This is a genomic window from Streptomyces sp. NPDC057280, from assembly GCF_042668605.1.
Taxonomy (GTDB): domain Bacteria; phylum Actinomycetota; class Actinomycetes; order Streptomycetales; family Streptomycetaceae; genus Streptomyces.
This window is the reverse complement of sequence record NZ_JBHUYR010000004.1, coordinates 349,922-370,972: the sequence shown is the minus strand read 5'-3', so window position 1 is coordinate 370,972 and position 21,051 is coordinate 349,922. Positions and strand designations below refer to the sequence as shown.

General features: G+C 71.5%; 20 protein-coding genes. 13 read left to right on the top strand and 7 right to left on the bottom strand.

The annotated features are described in order from the left end of the window. Window positions 1-55: 55 nt before the first annotated feature. Both ACFUO4_RS25565 and ACFUO4_RS25560 read left to right on the top strand, forming a co-directional pair. Window positions 56-820 carry a VOC family protein gene (locus ACFUO4_RS25565; RefSeq protein ID WP_383488722.1) on the top strand — a complete coding sequence of 255 codons (765 nt, stop codon included), beginning with the start codon at window positions 56-58 and terminating at the stop codon, window positions 818-820. 77 nt (window positions 821-897) lie between these two features. Further along, the gene (locus ACFUO4_RS25560) at window positions 898-1,950 is read left to right on the top strand and encodes an aldo/keto reductase (RefSeq protein ID WP_383488719.1); all 1,053 of its coding nucleotides are present in this window, start codon (window positions 898-900) and stop codon (window positions 1,948-1,950) included. A 35-nt stretch (window positions 1,951-1,985) separates the two neighbouring features. Here ACFUO4_RS25560 and ACFUO4_RS25555 read toward each other — a convergent pair whose 3' ends face one another. Both ACFUO4_RS25555 and ACFUO4_RS25550 read right to left on the bottom strand, forming a co-directional pair. Beyond that, entirely contained in the window at window positions 1,986-2,525 is a 540-nt protein-coding gene (locus ACFUO4_RS25555; RefSeq protein ID WP_079310253.1) for a MarR family winged helix-turn-helix transcriptional regulator, read from the bottom strand. Then, complete coding sequence (locus ACFUO4_RS25550) at window positions 2,522-4,162, bottom strand: FUSC family protein (protein WP_383488715.1); 1,641 nt, start codon at window positions 4,160-4,162, stop codon at window positions 2,522-2,524. The genes ACFUO4_RS25555 and ACFUO4_RS25550 overlap by 4 nt, the downstream gene beginning before the upstream one ends. Window positions 4,163-4,315: 153 nt before the next feature. On the opposite strand from ACFUO4_RS25550, the gene ACFUO4_RS25545 reads away from it, so the two are divergent. The 5 genes from ACFUO4_RS25545 (at window position 4,316) to ACFUO4_RS25525 (ending at window position 8,286) form a co-directional block, all read left to right on the top strand. Then, window positions 4,316-4,849, top strand: coding sequence for a DUF5134 domain-containing protein (locus ACFUO4_RS25545; RefSeq protein ID WP_383488712.1), 534 nt, complete (start codon window positions 4,316-4,318; stop codon window positions 4,847-4,849). A gap of 94 nt (window positions 4,850-4,943) precedes the next feature. Further along, complete coding sequence (locus tag ACFUO4_RS25540; RefSeq protein ID WP_383488709.1) at window positions 4,944-5,888, top strand: M56 family metallopeptidase; 945 nt, start codon at window positions 4,944-4,946, stop codon at window positions 5,886-5,888. 46 nt (window positions 5,889-5,934) lie between these two features. After that, on the top strand, window positions 5,935-6,606 hold the full coding sequence (locus ACFUO4_RS25535) for a phosphatase PAP2 family protein (protein ID WP_383488706.1): 672 nt from the start codon (window positions 5,935-5,937) through the stop codon (window positions 6,604-6,606). Between the two features lie 100 nt (window positions 6,607-6,706). Further along, a complete protein-coding gene (locus ACFUO4_RS25530) occupies window positions 6,707-7,423 on the top strand; it encodes an HAD family hydrolase (RefSeq protein ID WP_383488703.1) in 717 nt (238 codons plus the stop codon). 173 nt (window positions 7,424-7,596) lie between these two features. After that, window positions 7,597-8,286 carry a TetR/AcrR family transcriptional regulator gene (locus ACFUO4_RS25525; protein ID WP_383488700.1) on the top strand — a complete coding sequence of 230 codons (690 nt, stop codon included), beginning with the start codon at window positions 7,597-7,599 and terminating at the stop codon, window positions 8,284-8,286. Here the strand turns inward: ACFUO4_RS25525 and ACFUO4_RS25520 are convergent. Continuing rightward, window positions 8,274-9,776: an LVIVD repeat-containing protein gene (locus ACFUO4_RS25520; protein WP_383488697.1), complete on the bottom strand. Its 1,503-nt coding sequence runs from the start codon at window positions 9,774-9,776 to the stop codon at window positions 8,274-8,276. The two genes, ACFUO4_RS25525 and ACFUO4_RS25520, sit on opposite strands and share 13 nt — an antisense overlap. Window positions 9,777-9,967: 191 nt before the next feature. On the opposite strand from ACFUO4_RS25520, the gene ACFUO4_RS25515 reads away from it, so the two are divergent. Next, a complete protein-coding gene (locus tag ACFUO4_RS25515; protein ID WP_383488694.1) occupies window positions 9,968-10,606 on the top strand; it encodes a DUF305 domain-containing protein in 639 nt (212 codons plus the stop codon). An 18-nt stretch (window positions 10,607-10,624) separates the two neighbouring features. Here the strand turns inward: ACFUO4_RS25515 and ACFUO4_RS25510 are convergent, their stop codons facing one another. Next, window positions 10,625-11,086: a DUF6214 family protein gene (locus tag ACFUO4_RS25510; protein ID WP_383488691.1), complete on the bottom strand. Its 462-nt coding sequence runs from the start codon at window positions 11,084-11,086 to the stop codon at window positions 10,625-10,627. Window positions 11,087-11,286: 200 nt separating this feature from the next. Between ACFUO4_RS25510 and ACFUO4_RS25505 the strand changes: the two genes are divergently transcribed. Beyond that, window positions 11,287-12,630 carry an FAD-dependent oxidoreductase gene (locus tag ACFUO4_RS25505; protein ID WP_383488688.1) on the top strand — a complete coding sequence of 448 codons (1,344 nt, stop codon included), beginning with the start codon at window positions 11,287-11,289 and terminating at the stop codon, window positions 12,628-12,630. 130 nt (window positions 12,631-12,760) lie between these two features. Beyond that, window positions 12,761-14,131, top strand: coding sequence for a nucleobase:cation symporter-2 family protein (locus ACFUO4_RS25500; protein ID WP_383488685.1), 1,371 nt, complete (start codon window positions 12,761-12,763; stop codon window positions 14,129-14,131). On the opposite strand, the gene ACFUO4_RS25495 is transcribed toward ACFUO4_RS25500, so the two are convergent. Further along, window positions 14,057-14,404, bottom strand: coding sequence for a helix-turn-helix transcriptional regulator (locus ACFUO4_RS25495; protein WP_126270392.1), 348 nt, complete (start codon window positions 14,402-14,404; stop codon window positions 14,057-14,059). The two genes, ACFUO4_RS25500 and ACFUO4_RS25495, sit on opposite strands and share 75 nt — an antisense overlap. 195 nt (window positions 14,405-14,599) lie before the next feature. Here ACFUO4_RS25495 and ACFUO4_RS25490 point away from each other — a divergent pair, with 195 nt between their 5' ends. Next, the gene (locus ACFUO4_RS25490; protein WP_383488682.1) at window positions 14,600-15,679 is read left to right on the top strand and encodes an NADH:flavin oxidoreductase/NADH oxidase; all 1,080 of its coding nucleotides are present in this window, start codon (window positions 14,600-14,602) and stop codon (window positions 15,677-15,679) included. A 347-nt stretch (window positions 15,680-16,026) separates the two neighbouring features. Here ACFUO4_RS25490 and ACFUO4_RS25485 read toward each other — a convergent pair whose 3' ends face one another. Then, window positions 16,027-17,274: a PHB depolymerase family esterase gene (locus tag ACFUO4_RS25485; RefSeq protein ID WP_383489776.1), complete on the bottom strand. Its 1,248-nt coding sequence runs from the start codon at window positions 17,272-17,274 to the stop codon at window positions 16,027-16,029. Window positions 17,275-17,625: 351 nt separating this feature from the next. Here ACFUO4_RS25485 and ACFUO4_RS25480 point away from each other — a divergent pair, with 351 nt between their 5' ends. Beyond that, complete coding sequence (locus ACFUO4_RS25480; protein ID WP_383488679.1) at window positions 17,626-18,429, top strand: pectate lyase; 804 nt, start codon at window positions 17,626-17,628, stop codon at window positions 18,427-18,429. Between the two features lie 88 nt (window positions 18,430-18,517). Here ACFUO4_RS25480 and ACFUO4_RS25475 read toward each other — a convergent pair whose 3' ends face one another. Further along, window positions 18,518-19,252 carry a PaaX family transcriptional regulator C-terminal domain-containing protein gene (locus ACFUO4_RS25475; protein ID WP_383488676.1) on the bottom strand — a complete coding sequence of 245 codons (735 nt, stop codon included), beginning with the start codon at window positions 19,250-19,252 and terminating at the stop codon, window positions 18,518-18,520. A 65-nt stretch (window positions 19,253-19,317) separates the two neighbouring features. On the opposite strand from ACFUO4_RS25475, the gene ACFUO4_RS25470 reads away from it, so the two are divergent. Next, window positions 19,318-20,973: an acyl-CoA dehydrogenase family protein gene (locus tag ACFUO4_RS25470; RefSeq protein ID WP_383488673.1), complete on the top strand. Its 1,656-nt coding sequence runs from the start codon at window positions 19,318-19,320 to the stop codon at window positions 20,971-20,973. The last annotated feature ends 78 nt before the right edge of the window (window positions 20,974-21,051 follow it).

Sequence of the window (21,051 nt, the reverse complement as noted above, 5' to 3'; positions counted from 1 at the left end):
GGCCGGGGCTAGCGTGCGAGAGGGGTGCTCGCGTCGGTGGAAGGGGCGTGGCGGCATGAGGCTCGACAAGCCGGTGGCCGGTGGGCCCTGCTGGGCCGAGGTGGGAACGCCGGATCCGGAGGCGGGCAAGCGGTTCTACGGCGCCCTCTTCGGCTGGCGGACGGAGACCGACGCGCGGGAGGAGATGGGCGGGTACACGATCGCGTACCTCGGTCCTCTTCCGGTCGCGGGGATGGTGCCGCTCGGTGCGGAGGGGCGGCCGTGCTCGTGGTTCGTGACCTTCGCCGCCGACGATCTCGACGCCGTCCTCGCCAGGGTCGAGGCGGCGGGCGGCTCGGTGGTGTCACCGCCGGCCGACGTGCCCGGCATGGGGCGCTTCGCCTCCGCGACCGACCCCCAGGGCGCCGGCTTCCATCTGTGGCAGGCGCAGGGGTTCGAGGGAGCCGGGCTGCTCAACGCCCCCGGTTCGCTGGGCTGGGTGGAGCTGCTGTGCCGGGCGCCGGAGCGGGCCGTGGACTTCTACACCACGGTGTTCGGCTGGAGCGTCAACGCGTCCGAGCACTACACGCAGTGGGGTCTCGACGGCGCCGACTTCGGCGGCATGGTCACGATGGACGACAAGTTCCCGCCCGAGGTGCCGCCGCACTGGCTGCCGTACTTCGCGGTCGAGGACGTCGACGCCACCGCCGCTGCCGCGACCGACGCCAGCGGCACCGTCCTCATGGAGCCCACGTCGGTGCCGGACGGGCCGCGGATCGCGGTGCTGCGGGATCCCGGCGGAGCGGTGTTCGGGGTGTACCTGGCGGGCGCGGAGGGCTGAAGCGCACGGCTTGCGTTGGAGCGCGCTCCAGCTCATAGCGTCGTACGCACGACGACCTGCCTGAAGGGGAACTGATCGTGCGCTACACACTGTTCGGCAAGACCGGCCTGCGCGTGAGCGAACTCGCTCTCGGCACCATGGTCATGGGCGACGACCCGGCCTACGGCTCCGACAAGGAGACCAGCGCCAAGCTGCTGGACACCTACGCCGACGCGGGCGGCAACTTCCTGGACACCGCGGACATCTACGCCGGCGGCGACTCCGAGCGCATCCTCGGCGAGCTCATGGCGGGCCGGCGTGAGGAGTTCGTGCTGGCGAGCAAGTACACGTGCGGCACCCGCGAGGGCGACGTCAACGCGGCCGGCAACCACCGCAAGAACCTGGTGCAGTCGCTGGAGGCGAGCCTGAAGCGGCTGCGCACCGATCGGCTGGACGTCCTGTGGGTGCACGCGCGGGACAACTTCACCCCGGTCGAGGAGGTGATGCGGGCGCTGGACGACCTCGTACGGACCGGCAAGGTGCTCTACGTCGGTGTCTCGGACTGGCCGGCCTGGGAGATCGCGCAGGCCAACACGCTGGCCGAGCTGCGGGGTTGGACCGCGTTCGCCGGTTCGCAGCTGCGCTACAACCTGCTGGAGCGCACGCCCGAGCGCGAACTGCTGCCGCAGGCACGGGCGTTCGGCCAGGCGGTGTTCGCGTGGGCGCCGCTGGCGGCCGGGAAGCTCACCGGCAAGTACCGGCGCGGCGAGACGGGCCGGCTCGACGCGTGGGGCGACAAGCCGAACCCGCAGCAGGAGGAGGTCGTCACCGCGGTCCTGGACATCGCCGAGCAGGGCGGCTGGAGCCCCGCCCAGGTGGCGCTGGCGTGGCTGCTGGGCCGCCCCGGGAACGTCGTGCCGATCATCGCGGCCACCAAGGAGCACCAGCTCACCGACAACCTCGGCTGTGTCGACGTCCGGCTGGACGCCGACGCGGTCGCCCGCCTCGACGAGGTGAGTGCGGTGCCGCTCGGTTTCCCGCACGACTTCGTACGGGAACCGACCATCGTCCGCAACATCTACGGCGACCGCTGGGAGACCATCGACGACCGCCGCCCGGGCTACCGCCGGACGGCGACGGACGTCCTCTAGCGTCGCCAGGCCGCCAGGCCGCACGATCGGCGGGATCAGGCGCGCAGTGCCCCCAGCCGCCCCTCCAACTGTCCGAGCAACTCGCCGAGCAGTCCGGCGAGTTCGCCCTGGCGCTGCGGGTCGAGGACGGACAGTACGGCCGTCTCGTAGGCGAGTTGCTCGGGCAGGATGCCGTCGACGATCTCGCGGCCCGCGTCCGTGAGGCGGACGTGGGCCACGCGGCGGTCCCGGGTGTCCCCGCGGCGTTCGACGAGGCCGCGCTCGGTCAGCTGCTTGAGGCGCTTGGTGACCGCGGCGCCGGAGGAGAAGGTCTCCCGGGCCAGGTCGCCCGGCGTCAGCTCATGGCCGGTGCGGCGCAGCGCGCCGAGCAGGTCGAACTCGGGGCGGCTGAGTCCGGCCCGGCGCAGCGGGGCGTCCTCGGCCTGCTGGAGGAGGGCGGCACAGCGGTTGACGCGGCCGATGATCTCCATGGGGCCGGTGTCGAGACCGGGGTGGACGGCCTGCCACTGCCGGACGACCGCGGAGACGGTGTCGCCCCCGGTCGCGTCCGCCTGCCGTCCGTTCGGTGCCGTCATGGCCGTGTGCCCTCCGTCGTCGCGCTCCGGCACACCTCCTGGTGCCGTACCGTCGCGGCGAGCGTACGGTGTCCGGTCTGCTCGGCGCGCACGACCCGCTCCTGGGGCAGCGCGCCCTGCCACCACTCGCCGGCCGCGGCGTCGAAGGCGCCCCGCAGCTCCACGAGGTGGGCGGCGAGGGCCCGGCGGGCGTTCTCCAGGGCGCGGGGGTCGGGGTGCGGCTCGGCCAGGAGGCGGGCGGTGTGTTCGCGGGCGCGCTCCACGGCGGTCAGCGTCCCCTCGATGCGGTTGCCCGCGCGGCGGTTGGTGACGACGATCGCGGCGCCGAAGCCGACAAGGGCGCCGACGAGGGTGTCCACGATCCGCTCGGTGATCAGCCGCCCGGGCTCCTGGAAGCCGGTGAACTCGGTGATGAGCAGCGCCATGGGGGTGACGCAGACGCTGCCGAGCCAGTAGTTGCGGCTGATGAGGGCTTCCGCACCGAAGTTGAAGGCGACGCAGACCAGGACGAGGGCGGCGGGGCCGAGGTGGGCGAGCGGGACGGCGGCGGCGAAGAGGAGGACGCCGGCGAGGTTGCCGACGACGCGCTGGACGCCGCGGCTCCAGGTGAGGGTGAGGTTGGCCTGGTAGAGCGAGGCGGCGGTGACCAGGGCCCAGTAGGGGCGGCCGACGCCGAGCGCGAGGGAGGCGTATCCGGCGAGGGCGCAGCCGACGGCGGTGCGCAGGGCGAGCGGGGTCAGCGGGCCGAGCCTGCGCCACAACGGGGTGGCAGGGACGGCGAGTTCGGCGTCGACGCCGAGGAGTTCGCCGTGGTCCGCGGGGGCGGGGACCGGTCCGTTGCCGCGCAGGTCGCGAGCCCAGGCGCGCAGGCGTCGCGGGTCGGTGTCGGCGGGGGCCGCGAGAGCGACCTCGGCGCGGACGACCAGCCGGTCCAGGGCCCGGCGGGTCGCGGTGCGGGCGCCGGCGGACAGCAGGGTCTGCCAGGCGGCCTGGATCGCGGCGGCCGCGGCGGCCCTGGTGCGGGGGTCGTCCTGTTCGACATGGGTGGCCGTGGCGTTCAGGGCGTGTGCGGTGGCCCGCCGCTCCGGGCCGTGCGGCCGGACCAGTCCGGGTGCCATGCCGATGATCCAGGCCCAGGCGCCCGCCGCGAGGGCGAGGGCGAGGTGGCCGGGGACCTGGGCGAGGGTCTGCGGGGCGAACAGGGACGCCGAGGTGATGAAGGTGAGGACCACGTTGCCGGGCGGCCCGACCCGGGTCGCGTCGCACAGCGCCTTCTGCACGGCGGCCAGCAGGGCGCCGACGGCGACCAGGACGGCGGCGTCGGTGGTGAGCGAGGCGGTGACGAGGGAGACGGCGAGGCCGCCGACCATGCCGAGCACCACCCAGGCAAGGGCGCGGGCCCGGGCGGCGTAGGGGCGGTTGTGGGCGTACAGCGCGCACAGGGAGCCGGCCATGGTGTACATCGCCAGGTCGAGCCGGTCGAGCGCGAGCAGGGTGAGGTTCGGCGGGGCGACCGCGGCGACCACGCTCAGGGCGGGCTTGAACCAGATGTCCGAGGGGCGGCCGAGACGGAGAACGCCGGCCAGGGGGAGGCGCCGGAGGCGCGGCTGGGCGGGGGCGGGCTGGGTACTGCTCATACCCACAACCTTAACAGGTGTTTTACTCGTAAACGATAGCTGCTGACCTGCCGTGCTCCGCCGAATGCTCCCCATGTACACCCTTGCGCTCGCGTGCGCGCCGCGTCACCGGGGCATCCCCTCCCCGTCCGACCGTCTAACGGGGAGGCGCGTGTGCACGGACCGGCTTCGCCCGGCTGGCTGCTGGTCGCGCTGTGCGCGGCGACCGGGGCCTACTGCCTGCTGCGGATGCGCAGCGACGTCGAGGAGCAGCGCCGCGCCGCGGGCGGCGAGGCGCTCATGGGCTTCGGCATGGCCGCGATGGCCGTTCCGGCCGCGGTGTTCACCCCGCCGCCCTGGGCCTGGGCGGCGTACGCGGCCGTGTTCGGCGCGGCGGCACTGCGGGCGCTGTGGGCGGCGCGGACCAGCGCTCACCATCTGCATCACCTGGTGGGGGCGTCGGCGATGGTCTACATGGCGGTCGTGATGGCGGCATCGCCCGCACACCACGGCGGCGGCTCCGGGATCCCCGTGCTGACGGGGGCACTGCTTCTCTACTTCACGGGTTACGTGCTGCTCTCCGGCGTGCGGCTGGTGCCCGTCACGGCCGGGGGCGGAACCGTCGCGTGGGGCGACCGGCCCGAAGTGGCGCGGGCCTGCCGGCTGTCGATGGGGATCGCGATGGTGGCGATGCTGGCGACACTCTGACGACTCGGGGCCGCTGCGGCCCCTGCCGTGTCCTGCGTCACTTTGCCGCGGGATGCCGTACCGGTGGGCGGCGGGCCGCTCATAGGGTGCTCCCATGATGGTCCCCGCGGCACTGTTGCTGCTCGGCGCCCTGACCGCCGTAGTGGCCCCTCGGCTGCTCGCCCGGGCCGACTGGCCGGACCGTGAACCGGTGGTCGCGCTGTGGGTGTGGCAGTGCGCGGTGGCGGCGGTACTGCTGTGCTGCGCCCTGTCGATGACCCTGAGCGCGGCGGCGGCCTGGCAGGCGGTACGTGGTCACGTCTTCGCGCCCGCGCCGCGCGGCGTCGTGGAGGCCTACGCGCTCGGGGCGGGCGGCACCTGGGCGGCGACAACGGCGGTGACGCTGGCGCTCGGTGGGGTGTGGAGCGCGGCGATGCTGGTGCGTGAGGTCGTACGGGCGCGGGCGAGGCGTCGGCTGCGCCGGGCCCGACTCCTGGTACGGGCCCCGCTGTTGCCCGGCGAGGAGAGCGGCACCGGTCGTCTCGTGGTCCTCGAGGGTGAGCGCGCGGACGCCTGGTGGCTGTCCGGGCCGGCACCTCAACTCGTCGTCACCACGGCCGCGTTGCGGCGCCTGAAGGGCCGTCAGCTCGATGCCCTGCTGGCCCACGAGGAGGGCCACGCGCAGGCCCGGCACGACTGGCTGCTGCACTGCTCGTCGGCGTTGGCGAGCGGGTTTCCGCAGGTGCCGGTGTTCGCCGCGTTCCGCGACGAGATGCACCGGCTGGTCGAACTCGCCGCGGACGACATGGCGTCCCGCCGCTTCGGCCGGTTGACCACGGCGCTGGCGCTGGTGGAACTCAACGAGGACCGGGGCGTCTTCGGCCCCGGTCCGACCCCGCACGCCCACGTCCCCCAGCGGGTCCACCGCCTCCTCACTCCCCCGGACCGGCTGCCGGCCGGCCGCCGCCTGGGCCTGACGGCCACGGCGGCGCTGGTGCCGCTGGTGCCGCTGCTGGTGGCGTTCGTACCCGGATTGCGCGCGCTGGGCTGGGGCGCCTGAGCGGCGGGATTGGCCTCCGGCCCCCGTGGTCGGCGAGGATCGTTGTATGCACTCCCCGCCCGTCGACGCCCCGCCCAGCCCGTCGGACCACCGCACGGCACGCCGCGCGGCCGGGGTCCTGGGTGTGTGCTCGGTGCTGCTCCTCACGCTCGTGGCGGTGCGCTGGCGTCCCCTGATGAGCTTCGACGGGGACATCGCCGACACGACCCATCGGTGGGCGGTCGAGGAGTCCGGGCTGACGCACGCGTTCCGCATCCTGACGGACTGGGTGTGGGATCCGTGGACGATGCGATTGCTGTGCGCGGTGGTCGTGGTGTGGCTGGTGTGGAGACGGTCGGCGTGGTGGACGGCCGGCTGGCTGGCGGTCACGTGCGCGGCCGGCACGCTGATCCAGCAGTCCCTCAAGGCAGCGGTGGACCGCCCCCGCCCGGTCTGGCCGGACCCGGTCGACACGGCCCACTTCGCCGCGTACCCCTCGGGCCACGCCATGACAGCCACGGTCGTCCTGGGCCTGCTTCTGTGGCTCCTGCACCACCACGGCGCGGGCCGCGCCCTGTGGCGGGCCGCCCTCGCCCTCTCCGTCGTCTCCGTCCTGGGCGTCGGCCTCACCCGCATCTGGCTCGGCGTCCACTGGACCTCGGACGTCCTCGGCGGCTGGCTGCTTGGGGGCCTGGTGGTGGCGGTGGCGGTGCTGGTGCACGGGCGTCGACAGGCGTGAGGCAGGAGTGACCGGCGGGACTTCACGACGGGATTTCGTCCGTGCGTTCGGTTGCGGTGAGTCACCCCTGGAGCGGAAGGTCGGCTCGTAGGATCTCCGCATGATCGCTGTGCTGTTCGACTTCTCCGGGACCCTCTTCCGTATCGAGTCCGCCGAGTCCTGGCTGCGGGGCGGGCTCGCCGAGGCCGGGATCGCGTTGCCCGAGCCGGAGGTCGTCGAGACCGCGCGGGCACTGGAGCGGGCGGGGGCGCTGCCGGGGGGCACGAACCCCGTACGGGTGCCTGAGGAGATGGCCGGGGCGTGGGCGACGCGCGACGAGAGCGCCGAGCTGCACCGGGCCGTCTACACCGGCCTGTCCCGCCAGGTGACGCTGCCGGACCCGGCACTGCACGACCTGCTCTACGACCGCCACATGTCCCCGGCCGCCTGGCAGCCCTACCCCGACGCCGGCAAGGTGCTGCGGGCGCTGCGCGAGCGCGGTGTCGCCATCGGGGTCGTCAGCAACATCGGCTGGGATCTGCGGCCGGTGTTCCGGGAGCACGGGCTCGACCCGTACATCGACGCCTACGCGCTGTCGTACGAGCACGGCGTCCAGAAGCCCGACACCCGGCTGTTCGCCGCCGCCTGCGCCCACCTCGGCAGCGAGCCCCGTCGCACGCTCATGGTCGGCGACGACCGGCGGGCCGACGGCGGAGCCGCCGCTCTGGGGTGCGCGGTGCACTTCGTGGACCACCTGCCGGTGACCGAGCGGCCGGACGGGCTGCTGGCGGTGCTCGATGTGGTGGACGAGGGCGGGAAATTCCCGGTGTCCGGCTGAACCGCGGGCCAGTAAGTAGCCTCAGGCCACCACTGGGGTGTGAAGAACCGTCCGTCTCGGACGATCCCCCGCGTCGCCCGAGACGGACAGTAGCCCTGACCAGCCGTTTCACCGGCCGATCCGGACGCGTTGAGTATAGTTGGCTGGCAGCCAGTCAACGCAGGAGTTACAGCATGTCCCCGCGCAGCGCCTCGGTCAATGAAGAATTGCGGCGGCGATCCCGCGAGCGGCTGCTGCAGGCGGCGGTCGAGGTGGTCAGCGAGCACGGGTACGAGGCGACGACGCTCGGCGACATCGCGGACCGGGCCGGCTCCGCGCGCGGACTGGTGTCGTACTACTTCCCCGGCAAGCGCCAGCTGGTGCAGTCCGCCGTGCACCGGCTGATGAACCGCACGCTGGAGGAGGCGCTGGAGCGGGAGCCGCGCACCGAGGACGGCCGGGAGCGGATGGCGCGGGCCATCGACGCGATCCTGGGCCTGGCCCGGGACCGGCCGGTGCTGATGCGTCAGCACATGGCGGGGCTGCTGCAGGCCGAGGGGTTCCTGCCGTGCCCGGAACAGCGGCGCCTGGCCGAGCTGCTGCGGGACACCGTCGTACGCAATGGATCGCAGGACCCCGACGCCGACTACCCCATGCTGCGTGCCCTGTTGATGGGCTCGGTCTACGCCGCTCTGGTGCCGGGCGTGCCGATGCCGCTGCCGGTGCTGCGCGCCGAACTGTTCAAACGCTACCGGCTGGACTGGGAGTTGGGGGTCCCGCCGGACACCGAGGCGGCGTCCGGCGGGACGGGCGGCACGGATCTGTCGCGGTTCTTCGCGACCGGGGCCGCACCGGAGTGCGACCCTGAGGGTCAGTCGAAGTAGTCGGGCTGCGTCTGGGTGTTGAGCTCCTTCAGCCGGACCCACTTGGCGGGGTCGGTGCGTCGGTCGCTCAGCTTCAGCACGTCGAAGCCCTTGGCGATGTCGTTCGAGTAGATGTAGCCGTTGTAGTAGTACGCCGACCAGGCACCGCCGACCTTGAGCGTGTCGGTGGTCAGCGGGCCGCGCTCGAAGTAGCCGATCTCCTTGGGCTTGGAGGAGTCGGTGAACTCCCAGACGGAGACGCCGCCCTGGTACCAGGCCTGGACCATGATGTCCTTGCCCTTGACCGGGATCAGCGAGCCGTTGTGGGCCACACAGTTCTCGGTGTCGGCCTGGTGGCGCGGGATCTTGAAGTAGCTGCGGAAGACGAGCTTGCGCTTGTCGCCCTTGCCGACGATGTCGTAGATGCCGTCGGCGCCCCGGTCCGGGCCGACCGTCGCGTTGCAGGTGGCGGCACCGCCACCGCCCAACTCGTCGGTGAAGACGACCTTGTTGGCCTTCTGGTTGAAGGTCGCCGAGTGCCAGAACGCGAAGTTCACGTTGTCCTGCACCTGGTCGATGACCTTCGGGTGCTCCGGATCGGCGATGGAGAACAGGATGCCGTCACCCATGCAGGCGCCCGCGGCGAGGTCCTTCGAGGGCAGCACCGTGATGTCGTGGCAGCCGGTGGTCTTGGAGACACCCGGGTTGGTGGGCGAGCCCGGGTTGCCGCCGCCGTCCGGGCCCTCGCCCGGGAACAGCACCGGGAAGCCCACGACCGCCGCCTTCTCGGGGGCGTTGCGCGGCACCTTGATGACCGAGATGCCGTCGTGCGGGGGCTGGCAGTCGGGGTAGGCGGCGTTCGGCGAGTACGAGGAGACGTAGATGTAGACGTTCTTGCGCTCGGGCACCAGCGTGTGGGTGTGCGAGCCGCAGGCGGTCTCGACGGCGGCGACGTACCTGGGGTTGGTCTTGTCGCTGATGTCGAAGACCTTCATGCCCTCCCAGGAGGACTTCTCGGTCACCGGCTGCGTGGTGCTGTTGCAACTGCTGTCGCTGCGCGAGGAGTCGGTCGACAGGAACAGCAGGTTGCCGGAGACGGAGATGTCGTTCTGCGAGCCGGGGCACAGCACCTGGGCGACCGTCTTGGGTGCCTTCGGGTTGCTGATGTCGAAGATGCGGAAGCCGTCGTAGTTGCCGGCGAAGGCGTACCTGCCCTGGAAGGCGAGGTCCGAATTGGTGCCGGGCAGCGCGTCCTTGGGGATGTTGGTCAGGTGCTCGATGTTGTCCGAGTGGACGATCTCGTCCTGGCCGGGTATCTCGCCGTCGGCTATCGCCGAGCGCACCTGGGCCTCGGTGCTCTGCGACACCTCCGTGCCGGAAGCCGCCGTGCCGTCCCCGGGGTCGGGTGTGGCCGCGGCCGGGACGGCTGTCAGCAGGGCCGCGAGGAGTCCGGTCGCGGCGGCGACAACTCCCAGGCGTCTGTGTCGGGTTCGGGGATCTTTCAGGATCACTGCTTCCTCCCTGGTGCCGTTCGCCTCGGAACGGTTCACACACCACCGAAGTATGGTCTTGACCATGCACACACCAACAGGGGGCAACAGAATCGCAATGAAGTTTTCTGCTCGACAATCCGCGGAAGCGTGCTAGGACAGTCACGGCACTCACAAGGTGTCACCCGACCCGCCTGCCACAGGAGGCCGTTGTGCTCATCCGCCGCGCGTCCCTCGCCACGGTGACCGTTCTGGTGCTGCTCGGCCTCGGGGCCTGCGACTCCGGCTCGGACGCCAAGTCGGCGGCGGCGACGGGCCCTTCGGTGCTCGCGCCGGGCGAGCCCGGCGAGGCGAACCGCACCCTGTCCGCCGAGGAGGCCGCCGGCGAGCGGGCCGAGGACGACTCCCCCAACTCGGCGGACGTCTCGTACGCGCGGATGATGATCGTGCACCACACCCAGGCCCTGGAGATGACCGAACTCGCCCCCGAACGCGCCGAGTCGGCCAAGGTCAAGAAGCTCGCGGAGCGCATCGCGGCGGCGCAGGGGCCGGAGATCGACGCCATGGAGAGCTGGCTGACGTCGTACGGCAAGGACCCGAAGGGCGGGGCGCACGACCACGCCTCGATGCCGGGGATGGTCACCGAGGCGCAGCTGAAGAAGCTGAAGGCGGCCGAGGGGAAGGCCTTCGACCAGCTCTTCCTCACCCTGATGATCACGCATCACGAGGGGGCGCTCACCATGGCCACGGACGTGAAGGGGCAGGGCAACAACATCCGCATCGAGGAGATGGCCGACGACGTGGTCGCCCAGCAGACGAGCGAGATCTCCCGGATGCGGGACATGCTGTGACGGGCTTACCCGGCTTACTCAGCGGCGCGCATGACGGGGCGTCAGATAGCCCGCGTCGCGCGCCTGCGCGATCATCCTGAGCGACTTGCGGCGGCTGTGCCCGGTCGCGCACATCACCGCGAGCACCGGGTCGACGCCGTCCTCCTGGGCCGCCCGGTACTCCTGCGCGACGAGCCACCGCCCCTCGACACCCCGCGGCCACGCGGGCCGGGCCCGCCGCGCGGCGCCCGGCTCACCCTCCTCCGGCACCGGTCCGAGGCCGCACGCCTCGAACAGCGGGCCCTCGATCCAGTCGGCGAGGACCGCGAGGTCGTCGAGGGAGAGCGCCGGCTGGGCGCGCACGTCCTCCAGGGAGGCGCAGCCGTCGGCCACCACGGCCAGCAGATCGACCCGGGCCCCGTCGGTGAACGCCAGCCGGACATTGAACCACGAGGCGGCGCCCTCGTCCTCCCGCACTTCCCACGCGGGCCACACGGACACGGCACCGTCCGCCGGACAACGATCAGAAAGATTAAGAAACGATGCTTCTAGCACACACGCAACGTAACCGCATGATCACTTTCCATACCAACGGACACGCGTCCCCGGTCGCGTACAGCACCCTGTCAGCGCAGCAGCCACGGTGCGATGCTGGAGACATCAGCGATCTGCTCTGATCCCCACGGGTAAGGAGTACCGCCGTGTTTCGTGTCGCCGTCGTCGGCTCCGGGCCGAGCGGGTGCTACACCGCCCAGAGCCTCGTCCAGCTGGACCCCGCGGTGTACGTCGACGTCCTGGACCGTCTGCCGTGCCCGTACGGACTCGTCCGCTACGGCGTGGCCCCCGACCACGAGAAGATCAAGTCCCTCCAGAACAACCTGCGCGCGGTCCTGGAGCACGAGCGGGTCCGCTTCCTCGGCGGCGTCGGAATCGGCGCCGGCGGAGTGCCGACCGCCCGGCTGCGGGAGCTGTACCACGCCGTCGTGTACTGCGTGGGCGCGGCGACCGACCGGCACCTCGGCATCCCCGGCGAGGACCTCCCGGGCAGCTTCTCGGCGACCCGGTTCGTGTCCTGGTACAGCGCCCATCCGGACGCCGTCGACGACGGTTTCGTCCGCGCGGCCCGCTCGGCGGTCGTGATCGGCGTGGGGAACGTCGCCGTCGACGTGACCCGGATGCTGGCCCGCGGCGCCGCCGAACTGAGCCCCACGGACATGCCCCAGTCGGCCCTCACCACCCTGACCGCGAGCCGGGTGACGGACGTCCACATGGTGGGCCGCCGCGGCCCCTCCCAGGCCCGCTTCACCACCAAGGAGCTGCGCGAGCTGGGCGGACTCCCGGACACGCAAGTGGCGGTGGACTGCGAGGAGTTGGCCCTCGACCCGGCCTACCTGGACCCGTCAGGCCTGCCCGCCGCCCAGCGCCGCAACGTGGAGGTGCTGCGGGGGTGGGCCGGCTCCCCGCCGAGCGACACTCCGCGCCGCATCCACCTCCGCTTCTTCCTGCGCCCCGTCGAACTCCTCGCCGAGGCGGGGCGGGTGGGCGCGGTGCGCTTCGAGCGAACGGTGCCGGACGGCCGGGGCGGGGTGACCGGCACGGGCCGGTACGAGGAGATGGAGGCCCAGTTGGTGCTGCGTTCGGTGGGCTACCGCGGAGTACCCGTGGAGGGCCTGCCGTTCGACGAGCGGACCGGCACGGTCCCCCATCTGTCCGGCCGCGTCCTGCGCGAGGGCGTGGTGGCGCCGGGCGAGTACGTGGCCGGCTGGATCAAGCGCGGCCCCACAGGCGTCATCGGCACGAACCGCCCGTGCGCGAAGGAGACGGTGACGTCGCTGCTGGAGGACGCCGCCACCCTCGTACGAGAGGAAAGGCGGGGTGACCCGCTGGAGGCATTGCGGGCCGCGGGGGCAGAGCCGGTGGAGTGGTCGGGCTGGCAGTCGATCGAGAGGGCGGAGGCGGCATGGGGGGCGTCGCTGGGGCGGGCGGTGGTCAAGCTCCCCGACTGGCAGTCACTGATGAACGCCGCGCGCGGTCGAGGCTTTTAGGGGCGCGGGGCTGTATCAATGTGCGGCTCCGCCGCGTGGGCGCAACCAACCACACACGGCCCGCACCGGGAAACGAACCGGCAACACCCCCGAAATCAACAATCTGTTTAAGGAGCCTACGGTCCCACCCATGACCACGCACCCCGTCGACGAAGTCCCACCCGCCCGCCACCTCCTCGCCTTCGGCCTCCAACACGTACTCGCCATGTACGCCGGTGCCGTCGCCGTCCCCCTGATCGTCGGCAGCGCGATGAAACTGTCGCCCGCGGATCTGGCCTACCTGATCACCGCCGATCTCCTGGTGTGCGGTATCGCGACCCTCATCCAGTGCATCGGTTTCTGGCGCTTCGGCGTACGCCTGCCGATCATGCAGGGCTGCACGTTCGCCGCCGTCTCCCCCATGGTGCTCATCGGCACGACCGGCGGCGGCCTCCCCGCGATCTACGGTTCCGTCATCGTCGCGGGCCTCGCGATCATGCTGCTCGCGCCGGTGTTCGGCAGACTCCTCCGCTTCTTCCCACCGCTCGTCACCGGCACCGTGATCCTGATCATCGGCCTGTCGCTGCTCCCGGTCGCGGGCAACTGGGCGGCGGGCGGGGTCGGTTCGGCGGACTTCGGGGAGCCGAAGAACCTCGGCCTGGCCCTGTTCGTGCTGCTGGTGGTGCTGGGTGTGCAGCGGTTCGCGCCCGCCTTCCTCAGCCGGATCGCGGTGCTGATCGGCATCGTGGTGGGCCTCGCCGTGGCCGTGCCGCTCGGGTTCACGGACTTCGACGGGGTCGGTGCCGCCGACTGGCTCGGGATCAGCACGCCGTTCCACTTCGGAGCGCCCGCCTTCGAGGCGTCGGCGATCGCGTCGATGCTGGTGGTGGCGCTGGTGACGATGACGGAGACGACCGGCGACCTGATCGCGGTCGGGGAGATGACGGACCGCAAGGTCGAGCCGCGCGCGCTGGCGGACGGCCTGCGCGCCGACGGCCTGTCGACCGTCCTCGGCGGTGTCTTCAACACCTTCCCGTACACGGCGTACGCGCAGAACGTCGGCCTGGTCGGCATGACCCGCGTCCGCAGCCGCTGGGTGGTCGCCGCGGCGGGCGGCATCCTCGTGCTGCTCGGCCTGCTGCCCAAGCTGGGCGCCGTGGTCGCGGCGATACCGGCGCCGGTGCTCGGCGGTGCGGGGCTGGTGATGTTCGGGACGGTGGCCGCGAGCGGCCTCAGGACCCTCGCGACCGTCGACTTCAAGGGCAACAACAACCTGACGGTGGTGGCCGTCTCGGTGGCGATGGGCATGCTGCCGGTCGGTGTACCGACGGTCTACGAGAAGTTCCCGGACTGGTTCCAGACGGTGATGAACAGCGGTATCAGCGCGGGCTGCCTGACGGCGATCGTGCTGAACCTGCTCTTCAACCACCTTCCCTCGAAGGCGGGTTCAGCCGAGGCGGACGGCCTGGCGGTCGGCGGCGCCGAGAAGGGCGTCCAGGAGTCCCGGGAAGAGGTCGTCTAGGTCGTCCTTGCGCAGGCCGTTCATCTTGGCCGTGCCCCGGTAGATCTGCCGGATCACCCCCGCCTCGCGCAGCACCCGGAAGTGGTGCGTGGTGGTGGACTTGGTGACGGGCAGCTCGAACTGCGAACAGGTGAGCTCGCCACAGACGGTGGCGAGCTCTCGCACGATCGCGAGACGCATCGGGTCGGAGAGCGCGTGGAGGATCGGCTCCAGCCGGATCTCGTCCCGGGCCGGATGCGGCAGGTCGCGGCTGCTGGCAGCGGGCGAGGTCACGGCGGCTCCACCTCTCAGGGAAGCCTTCGACAAGGCTTCAGTCAGTCTTCAGCGCAGTCGGTCTTCGGGGCAGGCAGCCTACGGGAAGTCCTCGGGGAGGCCATTGTACGAAACCCTTCGTAGTTTGACATCCGCCGTACTACGATGCCTATCGTACGAGTCGGCCACTGGTCCCGTGATGAATTGGAGCCCGCCGTGAGCGCACTCTTCGAGCCCTGCACCCTGCGTGACCTGACGATCCCCAACCGGGTGTGGATGCCGCCGATGTGCCAGTACTCCGCGGCGGCCGAGGGCCCGGACACCGGGGCGCCCAACGACTGGCACTTCGCGCACTACGCGGCGCGCGCGGCCGGCGGCACGGGCCTGGTCATCGTCGAGGCCACGGCCGTGAGCCCCGAGGGCCGGATCTCGCCGTACGACCTCGGCATCTGGAACGACACCCAGGTCGAGGCCTTTCGCCGGATCACCCGCTTCCTGGCGGGGCAGGGCACGGTCGCGGGCATCCAGCTCGCGCACGCCGGCCGCAAGGCATCGACCGAACGGCCCTGGAAGGGCGGCGCGCCGGTCGGGCCGGAGGGCTACGGCTGGCAACCGCTCGGGCCGAGCCCGCTGGCGTTCGACGAGAAGCACCCGGTCCCGACCGAGCTGACGGTCACCCAGATCCAGGACATCGTCGGTCAGTTCGCGGATGCCGCCCGCCGAGCCCTCGCGGCGGGCTTCGAGGTCGCCGAAATCCATGGCGCCCACGGCTACTTGATCGGCAACTTCCTCTCCCCGCACTCCAACCACCGCACCGACGCCTACGGCGGCTCGTACGAGAACCGCACCCGCTTCGCGCTCGAAGTCGTGGACGCCGTACGGGAGGTGTGGCCGCAGGACAAGCCGCTGTTCTTCCGGATCTCGGCGACCGACTGGCTGGAGGAGGGCGGCTGGACGCCGGACGACACCGTCCGGTTCGCCGCCGATCTCCAGGCCCACGGCATCGACCTCCTCGACGTCTCCTCCGGCGGCAACGCCTCCGGCGTGCAGATGCCGATCGGCCCTGGCTACCAGGTGCCGTTCGCGGCCCGCGTCAAGGCCGAGACCACGCTGCCGGTCGCCGCGGTCGGCCTGATCACCGAGCCCGAGCAGGCCGAGAAGATCCTGGTCAACGGCGAGGCGGACGCCGTGCTCCTGGGCCGTGAACTGCTGCGCAACCCGTCCTGGGCGCGGCAGGCCGCGCGCGAGCTGGGCGGGGACGTGCACGTGCCGGACCAGTACCACCGGTCGGTCTGAGCCGGCGGCCCGCGGCTTCGGGGGGGGGGACCGGGACCTGGGGAGTATCTCCCGGTCCTCCCGAAGATGTAGGGCGGCCCCGGCGGTTGCTCCCCCCAGGTCAGGGGTAATGCCTTCCCAGGCACGATGTGCCAGGCGCCCGCGACAGCGAGGCTGTTGGTATCAGGCATGAGGAGGGCGTCATGAAGGGCCAGACCCGTATCCGTGTCATCCGCAGGCCCGTTCCCCGCCGGGACGAGACGATCGACCGCAGGACACCGTCGGGACGACTGCTGCCGTACTGACGGCGCCTGCGGCCGGTTCACGTCAACCGACTTCGTGGGCCGATCCGTTGAGGCTGTATTACCTCAACCGACCGTGCAGGCCTTCCCGTTGAGACTGAAGGCGCCCGGTGCCGCACTGTTCCCGGTGTGGTTCGCCTGGTAGCCGATGCCGACACTCGCGCCTGGGGCGAGCGTCGCGTTGTACGAGACGTTCGCCGCCGTCACCGCGCCGGAACTCGGCGCGTAGGTGGCGTTCCAGCCGCTGGTGATCGTCTGCCCGCCGGGCAGCGTGAAGGCGAGCTGCCAGCCGTTGACCGTGCTCGTGCCGGTGTTGGTGATCGTCACGGACGCGGTCAGGCCGCCGCTCCAGGCGTTGGTGGTCACGGTCACCTTGCAGGGGCCGGCCGGGGGCGGAGGGGTGCTGCCGCCGCCGTCGAGGCCGAAGAACGTGAGCACGCGGGCGCCCATCCCTGAGGCGTACACACCGTGGCCGACGCCCTGGAGGCTGATCGCCTCCACCTGGGCCCGGTCACCGGTGCCGCCGTAGCGGGTACGGGTCCAGCCGGACTGGGGCGAGTCGGTGGCGGCCGGGGTCTGGCTCACCCCCTGCACGTTCGTCCACTGCTTGATCTCCTCGCCGAAGTTGGGATAACGCAGTGTGTCGTCCGCGGTGCCGTGCCACAGCTGCATCCGCGGGCGAGGGCCCGTGTAGCCGGGGTAGGCGGCGCGGGCGATGTCACCCCACTGCTGCGCGGTGTGGGTGATCGTGCCCTGCGCGCAGGCGCTGTTCCACTCGGAGCCGTCGCTGGTGGCGAAGCAGCCGAACGGCACGCCCGCGAAGGCGGCGCCCGCGGCGAAGACGTCCGGGTAGTCGCCGAGCAGGACGTTGGTCATCATCGCGCCGGAGGAGATTCCGGTGGCGAAGATGCGGCTGGTGTCGGCGCCGTAGCGGGCGACCGTCCAGTCGACCATCGACTTGATGCCGACCGGGTCGCTGCCGCCGCCGCGCTTGAGGGCCTGCGGCGAGGAGACGTCGAAGCACTTGCTGGAGCGGGTGACGGACGGATACACGACGATGAACCCGTACCGGTCGGCGAGCGAGGCGTACTCGGTGCCGGAGTACATCGCCGGGCCGGAACCGGTGCAGTAGTGGACGGCCACCAGGACCGCCGGATGCGCGGTGACGGTCGCGGGGACGTACAGGTACATCCGCAGGTTGCTGGGGTTCGTGCCGAAGTCGGTGACCTCGGTGAGGGTCGCGGTCGGGGCGGCCTCCCCGGCGGCGGCCGGGGGTGCGGTGAGGAGTGCGGCGGCGAGGAACGCCACCAGCATTCCGTGGAGCGCGACAAGGACCGCGCGCAGCGGTCTCCTCGCGATGGTGCCGGCAGTGGCGGACACGTCGGGGTCCCTTCGTGATGACGGCTCGTGGGGGCATCGCTGAGGGGAGCACCAGGAATGGTGGCATGCACATGGCCGTCATGGAAGCGCTCCCACGCCACAGAAACGGTCTGCGCGAGGCGTTGACCAGAAAGCGCTTACCCCCTACGTTCCGTTCAGCAGGGTGACCGAACGGCGCGCCTCCCCATGGAAGAGCCGCGCGAACCTGTGCGCGTCGTCCGTCATCACAATCAGCGTTCATGTACACGATCAACGAACCCATCCCCACAGAGAAGGAATCGGGACATGACTTCTTCGCCACCTCCCCGCGCACGCCGGCGCGCACTGACCGGCACGATGGCCGCGCTCGGCCTGTCGATTGGCATGATCATGGCAATCGACGCGCCGACGGCGAGCGCCGCCACCTGGCCCACCCCCACCAGCAGCAAGGCGGTCACCGCCACCATCTCGCTGTCCGGCACCAAGGACTACGGGATGCAGCGCCTCTACGGCGACGGCCCCTTGGGCACCGACAACCAGGGCGAGGATCAGGGCCCGATCCTGAAGCTGGCGGCCGGCACGGTTCTGAAGAACGTCATCATCGGTGCGCCCGCGGCGGACGGCATCCACTGCGAGGGCAGCTGCACGCTGCAGAACGTCTGGTGGGAGGACGTCGGCGAGGACGCGGCGACGTTCCGCGGCTCCTCGTCGTCGAACGTGTACACCATCTCCGGCGGCGGCGCGAAGGAAGCCAGCGACAAGGTGTTCCAGTTCAACGGCGCCGGGACGCTCAACGTCTCGAACTTCGCCGTGAAGAACTTCGGCACCTTCGTCCGCTCGTGCGGCAACTGCTCGACGCAGTACAAGCGGACGATCAACCTCAACACCATCGAGGCGACCTACAAGGGCGGCAAGCTCGTCGGCATCAACACCAACTACGGCGACAGCGCGACCCTGCGGGGCATCACGATCGTCGGGGACTCCAGCAAGAAGATCGTCCCGTGCCAGAAGTACATCGGCAACAACACGGGCAAGGAACCGACCACCAACGGTGCGGGTCCTGACGGGACTTACTGCAAGTACTCGTCCTCGGACATCACGTACAAGTAGCCCCGTCAGCGCGCGTCCCCGCACGGTGCAGGCGGCCGTCCGAAGCGTCCCCGCACGGCGCTTCGCACGGCCGCCCCATCACGTGCCGTCACGGCGTCCCGAGTTCGCGCCGGTAGTCGGCGTACGCGGTCCGCAGGGCGGTTCCCGGCCAGTCGGCGGGCAGGAGTTCGGCGGGCAGCACGGGGTCCGCGAGCAGATGGCGGACGACGGCCGCGAAGGCGGTGAAACGGTCTGCGGGGCCTTCCACGCGCGCGGTATGGGCGAGCAGGGCCCTGCCCTTCGCGGCCCAGGCGTCCAACGGCCAGAGAATGGTGGCGAGTTCGGCCGCCGGGCGGTCGGGGCGGGCCGCGCACCGCTCCCCCACCTGGGCGAGGTCGTCCGGCAGGGGGCGGCTCAAATTGGCGGGGCGCAGCCAGACACCCTCCCTGAGCTCGGCGAGCCGCAGCGCGGCCAGCCGGGTGCGCAGGTCGGCCCGTTCGGCGGGGCCGCGGCCCGTCGCCGTGATCACGAACATCTCCCAGTCGCCGTCCCACGCGCGCGTGCGGGGATGCACGGCATCGTCCTGGCGCCGCTGACGCTCCAGGAGCCGGTCGCTCAGGCGGTGGACGGTGTCGGTGCGGCGCAGGTCACCGGCCGCGACCATGCGGCTGAGCGCGGCCCGCGCGGTGGAGCCGCCGACACCGAAGGGCTCCACCCGGCGGACCAGCTCCTTCACCGGCAGCTCGGGCGGATGAGCACCCAGCAGCAGGCTCAGGACCACCGAGCGGGCGGACAGGGGACGCAGTTCGAGCTGGTCGGGCTGCTCAGCCTGGTTCGTCCGCATGGTCACGTACTGTATTGCGTATTGCATCATTGCTACAGCCGTAGCGGTAGTGCAACACTCGATCCATGGTCTTCTCACTGGCGCACGAGGGCAGCGCGACGCACGACGTCACCAATCAGCCCCCTCCCCTGGCCCCGTACGACGCGTCGGAGGACGCGGCCCTGCTGGAGGGGCTGCGCCGGGAGGGCGCCGGCTGGGCCGAGGAGGACGTACGGCGGATCGGCCGGATCGCGGGCAGCGTGCAGGCGCAGGAATGGGCCGATCTCGCCAACCGGCACGAGCCCGAGCTGCGGACGCACGACCGGTACGGGCATCGCGTCGACGAGGTCGAGTTCCATCCGAGCTGGCACCACCTGATGCGGACCGCGGTCGCCGAGGGACTGGCCGGCGCCCCCTGGGCCGACGACCGGTCCGGCGCCCATGTGGCGCGCACGGCGGGCGGGCTGGCGTGGGGGCACACCGACGCCGGGCACGGCTGTCCGACCTCGATGACGTACGCCGCCGTCCCCGCGCTGCGTCACCAGCCGGACCTGGCGAAGGTCTACGAGCCGCTGCTGACCGGCCGGGAGTACGAGCCCGGACTTCGGGTGCCCACCGAGAAGCGCGGGCTGCTGGCGGGCATGGGGATGACCGAGAAGCAGGGCGGGTCCGACGTCCGGACGAACACGACGGTGGCCGCGCCGACGTCGGAGGCGGGCGTCTACACCCTGCGGGGGCACAAGTGGTTCACGTCTGCGCCGATGTGCGACGTGTTCCTGGTGCTGGCGCAAGCGCCGGAAGGGCTCTCCTGTTTCCTGGTGCCGCGCGTCCTTCCCGACGGCAGCCGCAACACCTTCCGCATCCAGCGGCTGAAGGACAAGCTCGGCAACCGCTCGAACGCCTCCTCCGAGCCGGAGTTCGACGGAACCGTGGCGTGGCTGGTCGGGCCCGAGGGGCGGGGGGTGAAGACCATCATCGACATGGTCAACTGCACCCGCCTCGACTGCGTGATGATGTCGGCCACGCTGATGCGCAAGACGCTCGTCGAGGCGGGGCACCACGCCCGGCACCGCACCGCGTTCGGGGCCCGGCTGATCGACCAGCCGCTGATGCGCAACGTTCTCGCCGATCTCGCCCTGGAGTCGGAGGCGGCCACGACCCTGGCTCTGCGGCTGGCGGGCGCCGCCGACCGGGCGGTGCGCGGGGACGCCGGTGAGCAGGCGTTCCGGCGGATCGCCACCGCCGTCGGCAAGTACTGGGTCACCAAGCGGGGCCCGGCCTTCACCGCGGAGGCTCTGGAATGCCTCGGCGGCAACGGCTATGTCGAGGACTCCGGCATGCCTCGCCACTACCGGGAGGCTCCCCTGCTGTCGATCTGGGAGGGCTCGGGGAACGTCAACGCCCTCGACGTACTGCGGGCGTTGATTCGGGAGGCGGGGACCGCCGAGGCCCTGTTCGGTGAACTGGCCCTGGCGCAAGGGGCGGACGCCCGCCTGGACGCCGCGGTGCACCGTCTGAAGGGCATGCTGCGCGAGGGCTCGGAGGCCGGGGCGCGGCGCCTGGTCGAGCACATGGCCCTCACCCTCCAGGCCTCGCTCCTGGTCCGGCACGCCCCGCCCGCGATCGCCGACGCGTTCTGCGCGACCCGGCTCGGCGGCGACTGGGGGCACGCCTTCGGGACGTTGCCGGATACGGCGGACGTCAGGGCCATCCTGGAGCGGGCCTTGCCGGGCACTGGCTGACAGGGCGCTGCCCCTTGGCCGATGTCGGCATGGCCGACAGACCGTCACCCCGCGATTCCGCTTCGTTGTCAGTGCCGT

Excerpts from the sequence above, each read along its gene's own strand:
- ACFUO4_RS25565 (WP_383488722.1), top strand. The coding sequence starts at position 56 with ATGAGGCTCGACAAGCCGGTGGCCGGTGGGCCCTGCTGGGCCGAGGTG.
- ACFUO4_RS25555 (WP_079310253.1), bottom strand. The coding sequence starts at position 2,525 with ATGACGGCACCGAACGGACGGCAGGCGGACGCGACCGGGGGCGACACC.
- ACFUO4_RS25550 (WP_383488715.1), bottom strand. The coding sequence starts at position 4,162 with ATGAGCAGTACCCAGCCCGCCCCCGCCCAGCCGCGCCTCCGGCGCCTC.
- ACFUO4_RS25540 (WP_383488709.1), top strand. The coding sequence starts at position 4,944 with ATGATGGTCCCCGCGGCACTGTTGCTGCTCGGCGCCCTGACCGCCGTA.
- ACFUO4_RS25535 (WP_383488706.1), top strand. The coding sequence starts at position 5,935 with ATGCACTCCCCGCCCGTCGACGCCCCGCCCAGCCCGTCGGACCACCGC.
- ACFUO4_RS25530 (WP_383488703.1), top strand. The coding sequence starts at position 6,707 with ATGATCGCTGTGCTGTTCGACTTCTCCGGGACCCTCTTCCGTATCGAG.
- ACFUO4_RS25525 (WP_383488700.1), top strand. The coding sequence starts at position 7,597 with ATGTCCCCGCGCAGCGCCTCGGTCAATGAAGAATTGCGGCGGCGATCC.
- ACFUO4_RS25500 (WP_383488685.1), top strand. The coding sequence starts at position 12,761 with ATGACCACGCACCCCGTCGACGAAGTCCCACCCGCCCGCCACCTCCTC.
- ACFUO4_RS25485 (WP_383489776.1), bottom strand. The coding sequence starts at position 17,274 with ATGCTGGTGGCGTTCCTCGCCGCCGCACTCCTCACCGCACCCCCGGCC.
- ACFUO4_RS25480 (WP_383488679.1), top strand. The coding sequence starts at position 17,626 with ATGACTTCTTCGCCACCTCCCCGCGCACGCCGGCGCGCACTGACCGGC.
- ACFUO4_RS25475 (WP_383488676.1), bottom strand. The coding sequence starts at position 19,252 with ATGCGGACGAACCAGGCTGAGCAGCCCGACCAGCTCGAACTGCGTCCC.
- ACFUO4_RS25470 (WP_383488673.1), top strand. The coding sequence starts at position 19,318 with ATGGTCTTCTCACTGGCGCACGAGGGCAGCGCGACGCACGACGTCACC.